We start from the raw sequence: 17,710 nt of genomic DNA on the forward strand, positions 1-17,710 counted from the left end.
CTTTTGTTTTTTATTGATTTTCAGATGGTTATTGTTTTGGTGCTTACTTCATTAGGCTTTCCGAAGATTTTAAGTGTCGGATTGATCAAATGCTGGCTCTGATTTGTGAAAATTTTAAGCAGAATTTTCAACATAATTTAACAAAGACATTTCTGTTATCCAAACTTTTACCGCACTATTGGTTTAAAAAAGCAGCCAACTGTTTTACGGCTTTTCCACGGTGACTGATACCGGATTTTTCTTCCATTTCCAATTCGGCAAACGTACGACTATCATTTTCGGGTACAAAAACCGGGTCATAACCAAAACCGTTGGTTCCTTTTCGTTCGCGGATAATCGTTCCGTGGATGATTCCGGTAAATAGCTGTTGCGTTCCGTTGAGGTTTAAAGCAATCACGGTTTTAAAATTAGCCTTGCGGTTGTTTTCGGTTTCCAACTCCGACAGTAGTTTGTCGATATTGTCGTTATCGTTTTTATGATCACCGGCATAACGGGCCGAAATCACACCCGGAGCGCCGTTTAGTGCGTCCACTTCCAGTCCGCTATCGTCTGCAAAACAGTTATATCCATAATGTTCGGTGACATAATTGGCTTTTAAAATGGCATTGCCTTCAATGGTATCGGCTGTTTCCGGAATGTCTGCATCACAATTGATATCGCTAAGACTTAAAACCTGAATGGAGTCGGGAAGGAGTTGCTGAATTTCTTTAATTTTGTTGGGATTGTTGGATGCGAAAACCAGTTTCATAGTCGTTGGAAATTTGTAGTTTAAGCACACAAAGATAATTCAAAAAGCATTTTTGTATCACAAATCAAGGCAAATAATTTTGTAAATTTAAAGGACTTTTCGAAGTGTTTCAATCCCGCAAGTTTCGGGTCGGAAAGCGTTTTTACGGCGATTACCTTTGTAAGGTGAATTCCAAATATATATCCATGAAAACACAGGAACAATTTCAGTTTGACCGAATTGCAAAGGCAATCGACTTTTTGCATCATAATTTTAAAACACAACCGTCATTGGACGAAGTGGCTTCTTTTGTCCATGTAAGTCCATTTCATTTTCAAAAATTGTTTACCGAATGGGCGGGCGTGAGTCCGAAGAAGTTTTTGCAATATCTAACGGTGGAGCACGCCAAAAAAATGCTTAAATCGAGTCAGCTTACCTTATCCGAAGCGGCTTTCGAAACCGGACTTTCCGGAACCGGACGTTTGCACGATTTGTTTGTTAATATCGAAGGGATGACGCCGGGCGATTATAAGAATGGTGGCGAACAGCTGCGAATCAATTATCATTTTGACGAAAGTCCGTTCGGAACATTGTTGATGGCTTCTACCGAAAAAGGAATTTGTCGGCTTGTTTTTGCCGATGATCAGGAGTTGGCGTTAGCGGAATTAAAAGCAGAATTTCCAAATGCTTCTTTTGCCAATCAGACCGATACTTTTCAAAAAGACGTACGCTCGTTTTTTGGTAATGACTGGAACGAATCACAGACTGTAAAACTGCATTTGCGGGGAACGGATTTTCAGCTAAAAGTATGGGAAACGCTGTTAAAAATACCTATGGGACAGTTAACAACCTATGGTGCAATTGCACAAAGTATTGAAAAACCGAGAGCTTCACGAGCAGTGGGAACAGCAATCGGAAACAATCCGGTGGCTTTTCTGATTCCGTGTCATCGGGTAATTCAGGCCACGGGGATGATTGGCGGTTATCATTGGGGAAATACCCGAAAAAAAGCCATTATCGGATGGGAAGCCTGTCAGTCGGATCTTTTACTACAGGAATAATGGAGGCTGTATTGGAACGATTGCAGGCTACCGATTGGGATCAGGTGGCCGGAATGATGCATGAAAAAGGATACGCCGTATTGTCGGATATAATTCCGGAACCGGTTTGTGATACGCTGATTGGTTATTATCCGGAAGATAAACGCTATCGAAAAAAAGTAGTGATGGAACGGTATCGCTTTGGACAAGGCGAATACAAATATTTTGATTACCCTTTACCGGATCTGATTCAGCAATTGCGGACTATGGTTTATGAAAAACTGGTTCCGATTGCTAATTTATGGATGAAAGCATTACAGATAGACCGGCAATTTCCTGGAAAACATGAGGAATTATTGGCACTTTGTAAGGCAAACAATCGGTCGAAACCTACGGTATTGGTACTGAATTACAGTGAAGGCGGTTATAATACCTTACATCAGGATTTGTATGGCGATGTCTTTTTCCCGATTCAGATCGTGTTATTTCTCAACGAGCCCGAAAAAGACTATACCGGTGGTGAATTTGTACTGACCGAACAGGTTCCCAGAGCACAATCGAAAGCAATCGTCTTACAACCAAAACGAGGGGATATTCTGGTTTTTACGACAAACTTTCGTCCGGTACGTGGTACAAAAGGCTATTATCGTGTAGCGATGAAACACGGAGTGAGCGAAGTGCGCAGCGGAAAACGGTATACAATGGGAATCATTTTTCACGACGCGATCAGTTAAAGATGTGGCTACATGAACAACTTCCGGATAGCGAACTACACCATCGGATCCGGAAACAAAGTATTACCTTTGGCGGAAATAAAAAACTGAAAATTGTTGGACGTTTACATTGTACATCCGGCAAAAGAATGAAAAAAACAAATCGGGTATTCTTTGCCTCAATGGAAGAAGCGGAAGCAATGGGGTATCGGCCTTGCGGACATTGTATGCGGGACGTGTACCAGCACTGGAAATTAAAACAACAACTATAATGGATTTATTCAGTACCGGAGAAATCGAAAACATACTGCCATACGACGGAGAAGTGTACTATCATGGTCGCATTATGACCGATCGGGAGGCAAAGCACTATTACAATCGTTTTATGGAAACCATTGAATGGCGCAATGACGAGGCGATTGTTTTTGGCAAACTGATCCAGACCAAAAGAAAAGTGGCCTGGTATGGTGATCATCCGTTTCAGTATACCTATTCCAATACAACCAAAACCGCCTTACCCTGGACGGAAGAATTAATTACCTTAAAAAAAATAGCCGAAAATTTAAGCGGTACTACTTTTAATTCCTGTCTGCTAAACCTCTATCACGACGGACAGGAAGGGATGGCGTGGCATAGCGACAGCGAAAAATCCCTTGGTATGAATACCGTAATTGCGTCGCTAAGCTTTGGAGCCGAACGCAAGTTTGCCTTTAAACACAAAACGACCAAAGCTACGGTTTCGCTGGTGCTGGAAGCCGGAAGCCTACTCATTATGCAGGGAACGACCCAAACGCACTGGTTACACCGTTTGCCGCCAACCACCAAAGTGATGCGTCCGCGTGTGAACCTCACTTTCAGGACTATTGTGGATCAATATTGAAAAATGTTGGATTTGTTAAAAAAATAGGAAAATAGAAATCGAGCGAATCGTTATTTTATGATTAATTTTGTTTTTTCTTTGAAATAGAAGAATTTTCGGAGTGAATCGAAAAAAAATGGTTAGTGAAAAAGGGGAAAATTCCCCTTGTAATAGTTTCGCCAAGCCAGTAATTTTGCCTTTAAATCAATAAACCCATCTAAAAATGAACACAATGGTGAAACCTACTCAATTAATTTCTTTTGAAAAAGGGAAAGAGTTGAACAAAAATTACAATGAAAAAAGAGGTGCTTTAGTAACCGAAAGATCCGGATTGGAAGATGCCAATGCCTTTTGGTTTTCTATCGAAGAGTTGGAGCGTTACATCGCGTATGTAAAAGAAAATGCTGTCGAAAAAGGCTACATGGTTGACGGTATTCGTATTTATCTGGGTGTTTATCCGGAAACAGAAGAAAAAAATGCGGGTTATACGACTGTGTTTTTAACACCAACCGGAACGATCATCGATGAACAGGGAGGCCGGGGCGGTGCCAGTTTGCAAGGTAATGCACTGGATATAACAACTATTGAACCTTTAAATTTCGGTTCTATGGGGAATCCTCCAAAACTCAATTACGGTGGATAACGAATGTTGGCAGATCTAAGATTATATACTGTGTTTCTCGCCTTATTATCGGGAATGTTTGGCATCATTTACTGGTACAAACTTCCGAATAATAAGGCAAAGTTTTTTGTATTATCCATCTGGCTCTCGGCACTAACAGAGCTAACCGGAATTTTTTATACGCAAATAACCGGGCAGGTTAACTATATGGTTTTTAATATCTATATGTTTATTATCCTGCCGTATTATATACTGTTTTTAAAATCCATTTTACAACAGCCTAAACACAAACAGGTTGCGAACGTATGCTTTGCGCTTTTTTTGGTGTCGGTATTCGTGAACCTCACCTTTTTTCAGGATGTAGTAGAAGAAGTATGTTTTAACAATTTTGCCATCGGTGTAGTCATGATTCTAATGTTGAGTTGTCTCTACCTGATGGAACTGTTCAATTCAAATCTGATATTATCCATTAAGGACACGATTTTTTTCTGGTTTGTATTGGGAATATTACTTTTTTATGTTCCCTTTTTACCGTTTATGCTCTCTTTACGCTGGTTTTTATCCGGAATCCACGAAACAACTTATAGTTTGATCATTTTCTTTTTAAACGTATTAATGAACACCAGTTTTATCTTTGGTTTTATATGGAGCAAAAAGAGATACCATTATTGATCATTTCGTTTAGTATAGTGCTTTTAACCTTGTTGGGCACCTTACTGGTCTTTTTCCTGTATTTCCAGAAGAAAAAGTCGAAATTCCTAATGGATAAAATGGAAGCAGAGTTGTTTTTTAATTCCGAGTTGGCCAAATCACGAATCGAAATTAAAGAGCAAACCCTGTCGAATATCAGTCGGGAATTACACGATAATATCGGACAGATTTTATCGGTCGCGGTGATGCAGCTCAACCTGATGGTGGCTAAAATTGATACCGACGATAAGCATGAACTCGATGAGGTACGCAAGCTTGTTAGTAAATCGCTGGACGAAATCCGTATGGTTGCCAAATTGATCAATGGCGATGTGGAACTACAATCCGGCTTTATTGATGCCGTAACCGAAGATCTGAACCGAATCACCAAATTGAAAATCATTAATGGTAACCTGAATATATCCGGGCAAATACAACCTATTGACCCGCAACACGAAGTGATCATTTACCGGATATTACAGGAGGCTATTTCCAACGCCTTAAAATATTCACATAGTAAAACCATCGACGTGGATATCTGTTTTGACGCCAGGGAATGTATTATAGAAATAACCGATTCCGGAATCGGTTTTAACAATGCCACCGTAGCCAAAGGTTCCGGACTGGCAAACATGAACACGCGGGCCCGCTTAATTGGCGCCGCTTTTTTGGTTTCGTCCCGTCCGAACGAAGGTACGAAGCTCAAAATTGTATATCCTTTGGAAAAAGGACGCAAAGAGTAAAAAAATCCCCTTACTACTATGAATAAAATAAAAATTGTAATTGTAGACGACCACTTACTGTTTTCCCAGTCGCTATCGTTCCTGATAAACAGCTTTAAAGAGTTTGCGGTCTGCGGAAATTACAACAATGGAAAAGATTTCCTTACCGGACTAAAAGCTATGGATGAACTTCCGGACCTGGTATTACTCGATGTCAATATGCCGGTTATGGATGGCGTGGAAACCATGCGACGCCTTAAGGAAGATTACCAGGGTTTACGGGTATTGGCGTTGTCGGTAAACGATGACGAAGACACGATCATTAAGATGATCAGTAACGGTGCCAGTGGTTATTTATTAAAAGATACCCATCCGAATATGTTTCGGGAAGCGCTGCTAAAAGTACACGAAACCGGGTATTTCTATACCGAAATGGTTTCAGGTGTATTGATCAACAAACTGGAAGCCGGTAACAAAGCCAGTTTAAAAGAACGCGAACTGGAGTTTATTCGCCTAGCCTGTACCGAGATGACCTATCGCGAAATTGCCGATGAAATGTGTCTGAGTCCGAAAACGGTGGATGGCTACCGGGAAAATCTGTTTCAGAAACTGGAAATAAAAACCCGCATCGGACTGGTGTTATACGCAATGAAAAACAAAATCGTTTGTGTATAGTGGGTACGATTGCTGCCGATACGGGGAAGGGAGGAAACGGTTAACCTGAATTTAGGTTCAGGTGGTATATTTTTGATACGCTCTGGCCAACTTTTCGTCGTATTGGTTCACTTTATAGCCTTCGCCATTATAACGGTAGGCAAAAGTGGTCCAGTCTTTATTTTGTAAAGCACCGATCAGGTTGTTTGTTTTTAGAAAACAGCCAAAAGCAGTAAGATGTTCCCGTTCATTCAGGTACATTTTACCAACAAAACTGTCCATACTGTCATACCCGATTGGGATGGCATTAAATCCCATGATCTGGAAAACGCCCCAGGAAGCGGAAGCATGAGCGGCATCGGTAAGATTGAATCCCGGAATAAGCGTGGCAGCTTTGGCCAAACGTTCGTATTCCCGCGAACCGCCCTGATAGTATTTTTTGGTCCATTTTTTATATAAAACATCCTGATTTTCCGGTCGGATGTAGGCTTGCGGATCAATATTCCGGCGTTCCAGTTCCTGCCAGAAAACATGGCCTTCGAATAAAATCTTAGGTCGGCCGTCAATAAGAAAGCCTTTTCCGCTGCTTTCGATTTCGTTTACTGCCTTAATACAAGCGAGTTCCACCTGATAGTCATTGGCAAAATCAATCAGATCCTGTTCCGAAAGTAATTTGTCATTATATTGCGTCAGCGTACTGTTTTTCTCAAAAAGGCGGGACCAGGTTTTAACACCAACGATCCCGTCTACAACAAGGTTATAATCGCTCTGAAAGCTTTTTACGGCTTCATCAACGGCAATGGTAAAAACATCCGAAACCATAACCGGATAGCCCATTCCTGCCAATATCTCGCATAAAGTAGTCACTTCCGGGCCTTTTGAATGCAATCGGACGGTTTTCATGATCCGGATATTTTAGGGATCTGTGGTAATTTTTCGCAGATCATTCCAATCAGGAAAAAACTGTCGTAAGTGACCGATTCCGGCGCCAGTGCATATTCTTTGGTCACGGTAAACAGGTTTTCAATTTTCAGTTCGGTTTCAAAAACTTTATAGCCGTCTTTTTTGATCTTAACCTTGTAGTTTCCTACCGGAAGCTGGAATTCGATCGCCCCGTTTTTATCCGATTCGATTTCTTTAAATGTATTATTATTGGTTCCGATGATCGAAATTTCCGATTTATAAACACTTTGTCTGGAAACCGAATCGGTAACGGACAAAATCACTGTGGTTAGGGTTTTGGCTGGCGTTGGATCTTTAATGACTGGCGGAAACAATATCGGATTGGTACGGATAAAACGTTTGATGCCCCAAACAGCATTTGAGGTTTGTGGTGAAGGTGTCGGAACAGGTGTCGGAGTTGGATCGGTTGATGGCATCATTTTGATACCTGGAGCCATAGTAGTTTTGATCAACGGTTGTTTGATGCCTGCCAAAGTTTTATAAACAGGAGCAGAGGCAATCGGTTTGATCGGTGGCGTGGTAATTGGTTCCGGTTCAAAGGGAGCCGGTTCGTCCAGTGTCGCTTTGGTACTGTAATATTTGACGTTATTTGATTCCAGCGTTTCTTTGTTTTTGATCGCCTTGATAAAACGGACATTCGTACTGGCATTGGTAAACAACTGATTTTTCATAATGATCGGACCAAAATGTATCAACTGATCAATATTGCTGACAACCGCGTCCGAGATATTCGGATCGATATTGATTTTCAGATTTTTAATCAGAATCATTTTTTTTGGAAAAGCCGATAGCAGGAAATCGTTGCTTATGGTTTGTCCGTCGGATACCGGTTGTTTGCCGTTCCATTTAAAATACTCCGACGTAAGTGTTGGCAACGAAAACCAGTTGCGGAGCATCGTTACGATGGAAAACTCCAATTCGATTCCGATAATGTTTTTTTCGTCATAATCAATCGAAATCACCTCGTCCGGGAAAGCATCTTTTTCGTTTTTGGCCATTTCATACAAACTGTCCAGTTCTTTTTTATCGATCGAAAGTTTAATCCAGCCACTGTCGTTCGACATAAAATCGTAAGGAACGAAATTAATATCGTGATACGACTCCAACGATTGAATTCCGGTTTTTCGGGACATCTCCATTGTATTTCGCGAGTTGGTTAGATTGGCCAGGAAAATTTCCAGTCCGTCCTTGCTGTTCAGTTGTTTTATGGCTTCTTCGATCTGTTTTTTATAACCGAGTAGTTTATGATCAACAGCCATTTTTTCTTTTTTCAGCAGGATTACGTTTAGTTTTTCCAACCAGATGTTTTTTTCATCATCCGAAAAAGCATCGTCATAAGTGTTTACATGCGTTTCCCATTCGCGAAGCAGCGTTTCATATTGCGTCAGGTATTTGTCATAGGCTTTCTTTTCCTTGGTCGGCTTCCCTTTGGCATCGTATAAAACCTTTTGCGCTTCTTCGTTTACCGTTGCGATGGCATCGGGCGACAGTCCCTGATCGGCATTGATCAGCTCACCGTAAACATTAAACAACGTATTGGCCGGATTGACATCCCAAAAAGTATCCGAAGCCGGTAAGGAGTTTAACTGGAACGAAAGATCCTGTTTTTTGAGTAAACCTTCGCCTTTTAGCGGATCGTCCAACAGAATTTGCGGCAGTAACAATTTGATTTCATCGTTTTCATAGATCCGTAGTGACGGACAAATCAAAGCCAATTCGGATGGATTGGAGCTTTGCGATTTATAGTATTCCTTTATTTTCTGGAATAAAGCGGTATAATATTTCATAATGTGTTTGCTTAAAGAAAGGAATTCCAAATACCGGAGTTGGTATTTGGAATTGCCTGGAATTATAAGGATTAATTAACTTCTACCCATTCGTCATCTTTGATCGATGGAAGCGGGTTAGGCGATAAATCGAGGATGTTACATTTTCGTCCGATCAGTAAAATTCCTTTCGACGACATTCCCTGTTCCGATCTTTCCCCGGAAGAATTCACACGGGTATCGTCGTAGCCATAGCTTCCGCCAATGGAAAACAATCCGAAGTGCACTCCGGCACCGGCACCGACATGGTTTTCTACTTTTTTGTAAGAATCACTTCCTTTTTTAAATCCGATTTTCAGATCGGTAATAAAGTAAAGTTCCGTGGTTACGGCCGGCATTAATCCGCCGCCGTTTCCGTCGCTTACCATTTGGTTGTTCACCACATCCTGACCGGTTTTAGAATATTTCCAGAATCGGGATTTGATAAAAGTGGTACCCAACCACGGACGGCTGATAAAACATTTACCCAGTTTAAAGCTCATTTCAAAGTCGTTGAAATTATAGCTAGAATCGATTTTTTGGTGCGATCCGCTGGCTGTTCCGCCAAAAACGCCCAGGTAGGAAGCTGCAGCCGACCAACTGTGTTTGGTGTTTTTATAACTCGTATCGTAACTTGATTTTGTAAACTTATAGTCTACCCATTGTGTCGAATTGGCCAAAGTGGTCGCCGGTAGTGGCGCCGAATAGTAGTAGGTATTCATACCGCCCAATCCGGTTCTTTTGGCGGCCAGTAATTCCGATTCATAGCGTTTTTTAACAGTGATAAAGTTGCTGCTTTCGATTTCGTCGATATAGTTCATGATTTTTTCAACGGCACCTTTATATCCCATCGATTCCCATCTTTTCAAGGCATCGTCACGTTTTTTGATATAGTTTTTACCGGAAATGGTCATTTCGGCCATCGCATCCGGATCCTGAAGATCCACACGTCTTTTTAACTCCGCTAAGCGATCGTCGGCATCATAAAACAAGGCTTCATATTCCAGGTATTTAACGTATTTCGGCGATGGGAAGGTGTTAAAAACATACTTCGGGTTATCGTCCGGATGTTCCGGTATACTGTCGTCATAATCCGGATTTTTTAATTTTTTGATGGTGAATAATTCGCCTCTTAATTTTTCCAGTTTTTTCTCGACTTTAGGATCGATTTTGGAATCTTTTACGACACAAAATTCCATGATATCGCTATAGACGTTTGATACGGTATGATCATTTTGCGAACTGAAAATGGTAAACTTACGGCAACCGTCTTTATCCTTTTCCGGGATATTGCTTGGAATCTGATCCACCAGTCGTGCAAATTCTTCCGCATGGGCATAGGCCGAATATTTTTTCTCATTACGAAGGTCAGTATACTCTTCGTCGGTCATTCCTTCCAGTTTTGGTGCGCTACCGGTAAACCCTTTGTGTGCATATTCAAAAGCAGTTTTGTCGATTACGCTGGCTACCGGTTCCCAGGCCACAAAATTGTTGGGGCCTAACATTTTCGGATCGCCTCCGTTGGTTAATTTTTTAAATACGTCTCCTAAGATAACGTTCATGAATTCGGTTTCATCCGGCATAGGTGTGAATGTTCCCATAGTGTTTGATTGTTTTGATTGATGATTTCCTACTCTGTTCCGGGCTTTTCGGATACCGCCCTGATTGGATTAACTGTTCGATCTTGATTGATGTCCTTTTTAAAAGGATGGATTAGCGCCCCACATTGATTTTTGTATTGACGATTTTATTGTGAAGGTTAAGCGCGATAGCACCCAATACGACTTCGATGATTCCTAAAAAGGTCAGGATGTTTCGTCCGCATACGATACAAATAGGTTCCGGGATCGGTTTTCTTCCGATAATGATGATTACACCTCCGATAATAATGATGATCACCATTACTGCTCTAAAAATTAATTTGTTGTTCATGATTTCAATGTTTTTAATGAATGTTATTTTTTCGTATACCAATCGAAGGATTTGGTCTCCGTTTTGAATGGTTTTGTTTGTTGGTGTAAAATTGCATTAGTTCAATGGGCTGAAAAAGAGGATATTCCCGTATTTTAAACGGGGATATATTCCCTTGCGATAACGGGAAATTCACCCATAAAAAGCCTCCCTAAATTTGGTTAGATAAATTTGTAAACTATTGTTTTATAGTTGTTTATGTTTTTATCCGTTTTGCCGTATGTTGTGAAGAATAGTAAAATCCGGTTTTTTAAAAAAGGCAGAAATTGGGTTTGGACATAAAAAAAGCCGTTGATTTCCAGAAAAATCAACGGCTTTTTTTAAAGCGTTTTTGACGGTATTTTAAATTGCTTTTTTTAGGAATACGGTAAAAGTACTACCGGAACCGAGTTCACTTTCTACAGTGATCAATCCCTTTTGGGCTTCGATAAATTCTTTACTAATGGCCAATCCCAGTCCGGTGCCTTCTTTTTCCGAGCCCGGAATCCGGAAATAACGATCGAAGATTTTGCCGGTATATTGGGACGAAATACCGAGTCCGTTGTCTTTTACAATGATTTTTACATACGAATCGTCTTCCGAAAGTTGTACCTGTATGCTTGCGTTTTCATACGAATAGCGAATAGCGTTTGTGATAAGATTGGAAACCACCCAGGTTGTTTTTTCACGATCGGCCCAGACATCGGGAATAGTATCGGGAAATGCCGTAAAAAGCTTGATGTTTTTCTGTTCGGCGAGTTTTTGCGTAGCGTCCACGGCTTCGGTTACAATTTGAAGGACATTGCTTTTCTCGATTTCCAATTGCGTTTTTCCGGTTTCCACCTGCGTGATGTTAAGTAGTTCGCCAGTGGTTCGCAGTAAACGATTGGTATCGTCCTTAATACTGGCGATGAGGTGTTGTTGCTCTTCATTTAAAGAGCCGATACTTTCGTTTTCCAACAGTTGTAAACTCATTTTCATCGAAGCGATAGGTGTTTTAAACTCATGGGAAACGGTAGCGATAAAATTGGTTTTCGCATAATCGAGCTCCTTATATAGCGTAACATTGCGTAGGATGATAAACGAACCGATTTCTTTTTTTTCAGTTTCTCCGGTAGGCGTGATTACAATCGGGACAATCTGTTTTTCGAAATAACTTTCTTTGTTATCGGCATAGATCGTCAGCGTTTCATTTTTGGAATTATCGACACTATTTCCGGCCAAATGCTGAATCAGTGAGCGAATAAGATCATTATACACCGCGATATCCTGAACGGGTTTCCCGATAATATCGGCCGATTTGAGTCCAGATATTTTTAAGGCTTCCTCATTGGCAAACAAAATCTTTTGGGTATCATTCAATCCGATTACCGGGTCGTGCATATTGTTGATCAGGGTTTCTATCCGTTTCTTTTCCATCATCAAACGGGCAAGACTGCTATCGCTGTATTCCTGTAGTTTTTCGGCCATCGTATTAAAAGAACGTGCTAGATCGCCAAATTCGCTATGTCCTTCAAAATGTACCCGTCGGGAGTAGTTTTTACCGGCAATCTGACGGATACTTTCAGTCAGGTCTTTTATAGGATCGGCAATTGTACTCGGTAGGTTGATCAATAATGTAAAGGCAATAATAAAACACATCGACCCGGTAATGGAAATCCAAAGAATCGCCCGGTCGGCTGTTTGGGAGGCCACAATACTTTTCCGCTGAATGGAATCCATATTGAGTTTCATAATGGCATTCAGGTCGTTCCGAATCAAAAGAATAACCGATTTGTTATCCGGTTGCTGGAGGAAAGTTTGGCTATCCTCGAGCAGGTTTTCGGTTAGTTCTTTTTCGCCAATTTCGGTAATATTCCGACTTTGGAGTTCGAGATAATGCTGAAATTTTTCGAGTGACTGTTTGTCGGTTTCAATTTTGTCCAGTTCTTTTAGCATATTCCGGGAATAGTCGAGCGAATTGTAATTGTCGACCAATATATTTTCGGTATCGTTCGCCAACGTATGCAATTGTCGGACACCCAATGCGACCAGTAGTACGATCAGGAAAAAGAGCAATCCGACACCGAGGGTCAATTTGGTTTTTATTTTCATTTGGCGTTAACTTAAAATGATCAGGTCAATATCACTCGAAGATAGTTTATTCAGCAATTCTTTAAAAACGTTTGTCGAAAGAATAATTTTCAGGAAATTCATACGCGGCTTACCAATACAAACGGTGGTTATTTTTTTGAGTTCCGCTTGTTCGATAATGGCTTTGGAAATTCGGGTATGTTCAATTTTTAGCACTTCACCGCCGAGTTCGGTAGCCAGTTTAAAATTATTGATCAGGTGACGTTGTTTGTCCAGTGCAATCTTATCGGCACTTTCTTCCGGAAGTTGCACGTAGAGTACAAACCATTTGCTGTTATAATAATTGGCGAGTCGGGCGGTTTTTCGAATCACCCTTTTTGCCGTTTTTTCGTTACTGCTAATACACGCCATCAGTTTTTCCTGTCGGATGTTTTTATTTTTTATGACTTCCGTTTCGACTTTCCGCTCCACCTGACTAGCGACTTCTTTTAACGCCAATTCACGCAACTGAAGAATATGTTCGCCTTTAAAGAAATTGCGCAATGCCATTTCGATTTTTCCCGCTTCGTATATTTTTCCTTCTTTTAAACGGGTAATCAGTTCATCGGCGGTTAAATCGATATTTACCACCTCATCGGCCTGTGCCAGTACACTGTCGGGAATCCGTTCTTTAACCTCGATACCGGTAATGTTTTTAACCGATTCGTTCAGGCTTTCGATATGCTGGATATTGACGGCACTGATCACATTAATACCCGCATCGAGTATTTCGATTACATCCTGCCAGCGTTTTTCGTTTTTACTGCCTTCGATATTGGTATGCGCGAGTTCATCGACAATCACAACTTCCGGACGGAGATTAATAATCGCCTGAACATCCATTTCTTCGAGTTCTTTGCCTTTGTAAAACAGTTTGCGACGCGGAACAACAGGTAAACCCGCGAGTAGCTCGTGGGTTTCCTTACGGTTATGGGTTTCGATAAACCCGATTTTAATGTCGATTCCGTTTTTTAACAGGGAATGGGCTTCCTGGAGCATACGATAGGTTTTGCCCACACCGGCGCTCATCCCGATATACACTTTGAATTTTCCCTTTCTTGATTTCCGAATCAAGTCGAGAAAATGTTGTACGTTATCTTCTCTGTTATTTTCCAAAATATGCAATTTTAAAATGAAACGGCCAATGCGGTAACGGCAACAAAATTATAGGTGACAGACGCCGCATCGCGGGTGAAAATAGCATCTTTACTGTTCAGATTCCGGGCTTCGACACGCCATACCACATTATCCATGATTTTGTAATCCAAATTTACGGAATATCCGAATGTCTGAAACCCGTTTGGTGTATTGGTGCTGATAATGACCCCGTTTTTGTCGGAATAGTATTCGCCACGTGCTGTTAGACTGATTTTGTCCGATGCGGAATATTTTAGGATCATCACGGGTGAATACCAAAGATTATAGCTGTTACTGTGTTTTTCTTTTTGTTCGGCTCCGGTATCGATTCCGGCAATCAGTCCCCATTTGGAATTCAATTGAAACTGACCGTATAGGTTGTGGAAATACCGCATGCGTTTTTCGGATTCCGGTTTGTCGTTTCCGATAAACGAGCTACTGTTCAAGGTTACGCGGCTATTAGGTTTATACGTCAGTTGGTGACCAAAAGCCAGCGATTTGTTGCCATCCACACGTTGGATGCGTTGCCATCCGTTAAGAACCAATCCGCTAAGAAACCATTTTTCACTAGGCGAGGTGTACGACAGTTTGGCGCCGCTTTCGTAATAGGGTGAATTATCCGCGAGTATACTTCGGGTTAACGTCCAGCAATCTTTTCCCACGGCGCTTTCAAAACCGATATGCGATCCGAAAATCCCGGCATCGATCCATAGGTTGTGATTTTGGGACAATTTAACGCCGGCATTGGCTTCGTAAATGTTTTTTAAAACACCGGCTTCCGAAGCCAGATTCGCATTGCTATAGGTTCCGGCCATGATCGCGAGGTTGGCTCTGACGTTGTCTTTTTCGTAATTCGCTTTGATAAAACCGAGATTCAGGTTGATTTCGTTATGACGGTTATGCGAATAGATAAAACCGGGACGGGTATTGTTTTCTGGCGCTCCAAGATCGTAGGCATAATAGGTTTCCAGGTAGCCGGTTATTTTTAAAGGCGATTTTTTTTCCGCATCGTTCGTTTCGGTTTGTGCTTGTATGCCGAAGGAAGCCAATGCGATTAAGGTCGAATGGAAAATTTTGGTATTCATTAGGATTGTAATTTATCGAGGGCGATATTTAATTGTAAGACATTGATTTTTTCAGGGCCAAAAAGACCCAATACCGGTTGTTGTGTGTTTTCGATAATTAATTGATAGAGTTTTTGCGGTTCGATAGCGCGGATTTTAGCGATACGATTCACCTGAACTTTGGCCGCTTGCACCGAAATATCCGGATCCAATCCGCTACCGCTAGCAGTAACCAATTCTGCCGGAACAGCACTTTTGGAAATACCGGGATTTTGAATCAGAAACGTATCGATTCGCTTTTGAACCTCGGCCAGATATTCCGGATTACTCGGACCTTTGTTACTTCCGCCGGAACCGGCTGAATTATAATTAACAGCCGACGGACGGGAATTAAAATACTTCGGAGCGGTAAACGCCTGTCCGATATTGGAATAGTAGGTTTTACCTTTATAGGTCACGATTTCGCCTTTACCATTATTCGGAGCCAGTTGTGCAATTCCCCAGATAAACAAGGTGTAGACTCCGGCGAAAAACACGATACAAACCAATGTTAGTTTGATGCCGGATAGGATATGATTTTTCATGATTTTAATTTTAAGTTGAGTTTAGAAGAACAAAGCGACCATCATATCGATGAGTTTGATTCCGATAAAAGGCACCAGTATTCCGCCAAGACCATAGATTAGTAGGTTGCGGCGTAATAGGGCCGAAGCACCGATAGGTTTATAGGCGACTCCTTTTAGCGCCAGCGGAATCAGGAATGGAATGATCACGGCGTTAAAAATCACGGCCGATAAAATGGCGGTTTCCGGACTGTGGAGTTTCATGATATTCAAACCTTGTAAGGCAGGAATCGCGGTGATAAACAAAGCCGGGATAATCGCGAAATATTTGGCTACGTCGTTGGCGATACTAAAGGTGGTTAGCGTACCACGGGTCATTAGTAATTGTTTCCCGATTTCCACAATCTCGATTAATTTCGTTGGATCATTATCCAAATCGACCATATTACCGGCTTCTTTGGCCGCTTGTGTTCCGCTGTTCATTGCAACACCTACATCGGCTTGAGCCAATGCCGGCGCATCATTCGTACCGTCACCCATCATGGCAACCAGTTTTCCTCTTTGTTGTTCGGCTTTGATATAGTTCATTTTATCTTCCGGTTTGGCTTCGGCGATAAAATCATCCACACCGGCTTTTTCGGCGATAAATTTGGCCGTAAGCGGATTGTCTCCGGTAACCATCACGGTTTTAACGCCCATTTTACGCAAGCGTTCGAATCGTTCGCTTATTCCGGTTTTGATGATATCCTGTAATTCGATTACGCCGATAATTTTTTCGTTTTGCGCCACTACTAACGGCGTACCTCCATTTCCGGAGATTTTTGTCACGGCATCGGAGATTTCCTTTGGAAACGGAAATCCGGCGGTTTCACTTAGCTTCCGAATGGCGTCAAAAGCTCCTTTTCGGATTCGGGTGCTATCGGGAAGATTCACTCCACTACAACGGGTTTCGGCGGTAAATTGAATCAGTGTCGCTCCTTTGATTGATAGGTTTTGCGTTAACTCTTTTCCAGCCAGTTCCACGATGGATTTTCCTTCGGGCGTTTCATCCGCCAAAGACGACAAGACACAGGCTTTTATAAAATCAGTTTCATGGAGTCCGTTTATCGGGTGGAAATGGGTTGCTTTTCGATTACCGATGGTTATGGTTCCGGTTTTGTCCAATAACAAGACATCAATATCTCCGGCGGTTTCCACAGCTTTTCCGGATTTTGTGATCACATTGGCACGTAACGCCCGATCCATACCGGCAATTCCGATAGCGGATAATAAACCGCCAATGGTAGTCGGAATCAAACAGACAAAAAGGGAAATAAAAGCGGCAATGGTAATCGGAATTTGCGCATAATCGGCAAAAGGTTTTAGCGTAACGCAAACGATGATAAACACCAGCGTAAATCCGGCCAATAATATTGTTAAGGCAATTTCATTCGGCGTTTTTTGTCGGGAAGCACCTTCTACGAGGGCAATCATTTTATCGAGAAAACTTTCTCCGGGCTCGGCGGTTACCTTTACTTTAATTTTATCGGACAACACTTTAGTACCGCCGGTTACGGAACTTTTATCACCGCCGGCTTCGCGAATCACCGGAGCACTTTCGCCGGTAATGGCACTTTCGTCGATGGTAGCAAGACCTTCCACGATTTCACCGTCAGTAGGAATAATATCGCCGGCCTCACAAATAAAAAGATCGCCTTTTTTGAGACTGGACGATGGAACGATGGTGATCTCGTTCACATATAATTCGCCAACCTGTTCTATTTTTTTAGCAGGAGTTTCCTCGCGGGTTTTTCGCAGACTGTCGGCTTGAGCTTTACCACGCGCTTCGGCAATGGCTTCGGCGAAATTGGCAAACAACAGTGTAAACAGCAGTATTAAAAACACCGTGAAATTATAGGCAAAACTCCCCTGTGCCGTTTCTCCGGTCAGAATCCAAAGGCATACGCCCAACATTACTGCGGTACCGATTTCGACGGTAAACATGATCGGATTCCGGAAAAGGCTCACCGGGTTAAGTTTTACAAAAGATTGTTTCAAGGCTTCCAACAGCAATTCTTTTTGAAACAAAGACTGATTTTTGGTTTTCATG

18 protein-coding genes are annotated in these 17,710 nt (G+C 41.8%); 8 read left to right on the forward strand and 10 right to left on the reverse strand.

Going from position 1 to position 17,710, the window contains the following annotated elements:
- Positions 1–175: 175 nt before the first annotated feature.
- Complete coding sequence (locus E6C50_RS07650; protein WP_136402615.1) at positions 176–748, reverse strand: non-canonical purine NTP diphosphatase; 573 nt, start codon at positions 746–748, stop codon at positions 176–178.
- A gap of 185 nt (positions 749–933) precedes the next feature.
- Between E6C50_RS07650 and E6C50_RS07655 the strand changes: the two genes are divergently transcribed.
- From E6C50_RS07655 to E6C50_RS07690, 8 genes are all read left to right on the forward strand, one after another.
- Positions 934–1,788, forward strand: a complete 855-nt coding sequence (locus tag E6C50_RS07655) for a methylated-DNA--[protein]-cysteine S-methyltransferase (protein WP_136402616.1) — start codon at positions 934–936, stop codon at positions 1,786–1,788.
- Positions 1,788–2,501 (forward strand): 2OG-Fe(II) oxygenase, encoded by a 714-nt coding sequence (locus tag E6C50_RS07660; protein ID WP_136402923.1) that lies wholly within the window; start codon positions 1,788–1,790, stop codon positions 2,499–2,501. Before E6C50_RS07655 ends, E6C50_RS07660 begins: the two co-directional genes overlap by 1 nt.
- Before the next feature lie 2 nt (positions 2,502–2,503).
- Positions 2,504–2,752, forward strand: a complete 249-nt coding sequence (locus E6C50_RS07665) for an Ada metal-binding domain-containing protein (protein WP_136402617.1) — start codon at positions 2,504–2,506, stop codon at positions 2,750–2,752.
- The gene (locus E6C50_RS07670; protein ID WP_136402618.1) at positions 2,752–3,360 is read left to right on the forward strand and encodes an alpha-ketoglutarate-dependent dioxygenase AlkB family protein; all 609 of its coding nucleotides are present in this window, start codon (positions 2,752–2,754) and stop codon (positions 3,358–3,360) included. The genes E6C50_RS07665 and E6C50_RS07670 overlap by 1 nt, the downstream gene beginning before the upstream one ends.
- 211 nt (positions 3,361–3,571) lie before the next feature.
- On the forward strand, positions 3,572–3,982 hold the full coding sequence (locus E6C50_RS07675; protein WP_230978972.1) for a hypothetical protein: 411 nt from the start codon (positions 3,572–3,574) through the stop codon (positions 3,980–3,982).
- Between the two features lie 30 nt (positions 3,983–4,012).
- Positions 4,013–4,633 carry a hypothetical protein gene (locus tag E6C50_RS07680; protein ID WP_168732767.1) on the forward strand — a complete coding sequence of 207 codons (621 nt, stop codon included), beginning with the start codon at positions 4,013–4,015 and terminating at the stop codon, positions 4,631–4,633.
- On the forward strand, positions 4,606–5,394 hold the full coding sequence (locus tag E6C50_RS07685) for a sensor histidine kinase (RefSeq protein WP_136402621.1): 789 nt from the start codon (positions 4,606–4,608) through the stop codon (positions 5,392–5,394). Before E6C50_RS07680 ends, E6C50_RS07685 begins: the two co-directional genes overlap by 28 nt.
- A gap of 18 nt (positions 5,395–5,412) precedes the next feature.
- Positions 5,413–6,048, forward strand: a complete 636-nt coding sequence (locus E6C50_RS07690; protein ID WP_136402622.1) for a response regulator — start codon at positions 5,413–5,415, stop codon at positions 6,046–6,048.
- A gap of 57 nt (positions 6,049–6,105) precedes the next feature.
- On the opposite strand, the gene E6C50_RS07695 is transcribed toward E6C50_RS07690, so the two are convergent.
- From E6C50_RS07695 to kdpB, 9 genes are all read right to left on the reverse strand, one after another.
- Entirely contained in the window at positions 6,106–6,930 is an 825-nt protein-coding gene (locus tag E6C50_RS07695) for an N-acetylmuramidase domain-containing protein (protein ID WP_136402623.1), read from the reverse strand.
- Positions 6,927–8,777, reverse strand: coding sequence for a carboxypeptidase-like regulatory domain-containing protein (locus E6C50_RS07700; protein ID WP_136402624.1), 1,851 nt, complete (start codon positions 8,775–8,777; stop codon positions 6,927–6,929). The genes E6C50_RS07695 and E6C50_RS07700 overlap by 4 nt, the downstream gene beginning before the upstream one ends.
- A gap of 71 nt (positions 8,778–8,848) precedes the next feature.
- A complete protein-coding gene (locus E6C50_RS07705; protein WP_136402625.1) occupies positions 8,849–10,396 on the reverse strand; it encodes a hypothetical protein in 1,548 nt (515 codons plus the stop codon).
- A 112-nt stretch (positions 10,397–10,508) separates the two neighbouring features.
- Positions 10,509–10,727 (reverse strand): hypothetical protein, encoded by a 219-nt coding sequence (locus E6C50_RS07710; RefSeq protein ID WP_136402626.1) that lies wholly within the window; start codon positions 10,725–10,727, stop codon positions 10,509–10,511.
- 381 nt (positions 10,728–11,108) lie between these two features.
- A complete protein-coding gene (locus E6C50_RS07715) occupies positions 11,109–12,839 on the reverse strand; it encodes an ATP-binding protein (protein ID WP_136402627.1) in 1,731 nt (576 codons plus the stop codon).
- A gap of 6 nt (positions 12,840–12,845) precedes the next feature.
- The gene (locus tag E6C50_RS07720; RefSeq protein ID WP_136402628.1) at positions 12,846–13,973 is read right to left on the reverse strand and encodes a sensor protein KdpD; all 1,128 of its coding nucleotides are present in this window, start codon (positions 13,971–13,973) and stop codon (positions 12,846–12,848) included.
- Between the two features lie 11 nt (positions 13,974–13,984).
- Entirely contained in the window at positions 13,985–15,079 is a 1,095-nt protein-coding gene (locus tag E6C50_RS07725) for a porin (protein WP_136402629.1), read from the reverse strand.
- Positions 15,079–15,642, reverse strand: a complete 564-nt coding sequence (locus tag E6C50_RS07730) for a K(+)-transporting ATPase subunit C (protein WP_136402630.1) — start codon at positions 15,640–15,642, stop codon at positions 15,079–15,081. The genes E6C50_RS07725 and E6C50_RS07730 overlap by 1 nt, the downstream gene beginning before the upstream one ends.
- Before the next feature lie 21 nt (positions 15,643–15,663).
- A complete protein-coding gene (kdpB, locus tag E6C50_RS07735) occupies positions 15,664–17,709 on the reverse strand; it encodes a potassium-transporting ATPase subunit KdpB (protein WP_136402631.1) in 2,046 nt (681 codons plus the stop codon).
- Position 17,710: the final 1 nt, after the last annotated feature.

The organism is Flavobacterium supellecticarium, assembly GCF_004801375.1.
Classification (GTDB): domain Bacteria; phylum Bacteroidota; class Bacteroidia; order Flavobacteriales; family Flavobacteriaceae; genus Flavobacterium; species Flavobacterium supellecticarium.